The organism is Thermovirga sp. (assembly GCA_012523215.1).
Taxonomy (GTDB): domain Bacteria; phylum Synergistota; class Synergistia; order Synergistales; family Thermovirgaceae; genus 58-81.
In genome coordinates, this window is record JAAYIZ010000164.1 from 1 (window position 1) to 2466 (window position 2466).

2 protein-coding genes are annotated in these 2466 nt (G+C 57.1%); both read right to left on the reverse strand.

All coding sequences use genetic code 11. From position 1 onward, the window contains the following. The coding region (locus GX108_04375) for an L-seryl-tRNA(Sec) selenium transferase (protein NLO56273.1) at positions 1–1117 on the reverse strand (1117 nt) is incomplete at its 3' end. 250 nt (positions 1118–1367) lie between these two features. Further along, a partial coding sequence (locus tag GX108_04380) for a coproporphyrinogen III oxidase family protein (GenBank protein NLO56274.1) occupies positions 1368–2466 on the reverse strand: 1099 nt, incomplete at its 5' end.

The window sequence follows — 2466 nt, forward strand, 5'->3', positions numbered from 1 at the left end:
TCCTCGAGGCCAAGTTTCGGGCCCTTTTCTTCAGGATCTCACCCGGCTGAGTGATAAGCCCCAGGGTCGGTATCTCCTCCGTTTTACCTTCCATGTAAAGCCTCAATGTGGCTTCGAAAGCGGCCAGCGTCATCTTGTCGACCCTCAGCGTCCTCAGGAAGGGGTATTGGCGAATCCTGTCCAAAAGTTGATTCCTGCCGGCGATCACGCCAATCTGGGGACCGCCAAGCAGCTTGTCACCGGAAAAGGTCACCAGGTCCACCCCTGACTCCACGCACTGTCTGACCGTCGGCTCCCCCTGGAGTCCCCAGGGGGAAAGGTCCACCACCACTCCGCTTCCAAGATCTTCCATGAAAATGAGGCCTTTTTCCCGGGCCAAGGCCGCCAGCTCCTCCCTCGAGACTTCCGAGTGAAAACCCACTACCCTGAAGTTGGAAGGGTGTACCTTGAGTATCATGGCGGTCTCGGCGTTTATGGCTTTGAGGTAATCGGCGAGGTGGGTCCTGTTGGTCGTACCGACCTCCTTCAGGACGGCTCCCGAAAATTCCATTATGTCAGGGATCCTGAAGGAGCCTCCAATTTCCACCAGTTCCCCCCTGGACACGATGACCTCCCTGCCCCGCCCCAAAGCCGCGAGGCAGAGCAGGACCGCGCCGGCGTTGTTATTTACCACCACGGCCGAGTCGGCCCCGGTGATGCTGGACAGGAGCCATTCAACATGGGAATGCCTTTGACCCCTGGCTCCCTCTTCGAGGTCGTATTCAAGGTTGCTGTAACAAGCCGAGACTTCCTTCACGTTTTCCAGGACCCCGGTACCGAGGCAGGACCTCCCGAGGTTAGTGTGGATAACTACCCCCGTAGCGTTTACCACCCTTCTGAGGCTCTTCCTGGAGCGTTTATCCAGCCGGGACCTGGTCTCCGATTCGATAAGGGTGGGGTCGATGGACTGGATGAGTCCCTTGAGCAGGTCCCTCCTGACCTCACCGATCACATCGGCGAAGGTCGATCTGACGGCTTCGCGCCCAAGAACCACCTGGTACCTGCTTGTCCAGGGTTTCTGGAGGAGTTCGTCCATCGAAGGTAGGTCCCTGAGCATCGACCTGATTGCATCTCGCATCCTCGCACCTTCCTTCGAAGAGGATTGGCAAATAAGGGGCCAACCTCCGCATTTTTTGACCTTAACAAAATGATACCAAAGCTTTCACCGGGGGTACATTACCCCGGCGCCGCGCCTAACAGCGTAACGAAAGGCAGGGTCCCACGGTCAAGGTCTACGTCCAGGAGCAACCCTTCCCCAAAGGAAGGCTCATGATCTGGAATGCCCCCGGGGAAAAAGCATTTCGGCAGGCGGGCGTTTCCTCGGCCATTCATGGCACCAGTTTCTCCCAGATGGCATTTCCCACCCTCATGCCCCGTTTGTTCAGGGCGATCCTTCCGGGGGCGTTTCTGAAAAAGGATCGGGGAATCTCTTCTAGGGAATCCTGCAGACCTTGTAGCATTTGGTCGCCCCACCTGCGTCGGTATTTCCGGAGCACAATGCCCCAACGGGTCCTCAGGGCCAAGATCGCCAATTCGGAGGCCTGTCTTTCACCTTCCAGCCTCTCTGAAAAACAGGTTGGCCTTAGTCCTTTGGCGATCATCGAGCAGTAACGCCCAAGATCCGGTACATTACCGGTCCTTACGGACCCTCTATAGCTCCAGGCCGAAGGCCCCAACCCCAGGAACTCACCCCCGGTCCAGTAGGCCACGTTATGCCTGCACCATCTTCGGGGCTTGGCGAAACTGGCTATTTCGTATTGGAGCAAACCCTTTTTTTCCAGGTAGTACTGGGCCCATCGGTAAAAGGGATAACCTCCGGCGAGGTTTTGCGGGGGTTGCCTGCCCCAGGTCGAGTCACTCTCGAGGGTTAGTTCGTAGACTGAGATGTGCTCGGTCCCCTCAGAGAGTATCACCTTGAGTGTATCAGCCCAACCCCCGAGTTCCTGCCCGGGCAGCCCAAAGAGGAGATCCGTCGAAAGGGAAAGACCCGCTCTTCTGACCTGTGCCATGGAGTCAAGGGCCTGCCTTCTGTCATGGATCCTTCCTGTTACCAGGAGGTCCTCGTCCTGGAGGCTCTGGACACCCAGGCTGACCCTGGAAACCCTCCAATCCTTCCAAAGGGAAAGGTGCTCCATCGCAAGGGAGCCAGGGTTGGCTTCCACGGTCACTTCAGCGCCAGGCAGAAAGGAAAAACCCTCTTCCAGGATGGAAATCAGCCTCTTCCAGTGGGCAGGTAGCAGGACCGTGGGAGTCCCTCCTCCAATATAAGCTGTCCGAACCCAGGGACGGCGCTCCCCGGAGAAAAGGGTTATTTCGCCCTTCAGTGCTTCCAGAAAACCCGACAAATCACCCCGGCCCGGCCTTATGCTGTAAAAAGCGCAGTAGGGACATTTACTTTGGCAGAAAGGAATGTGAACGTAAAGAGAA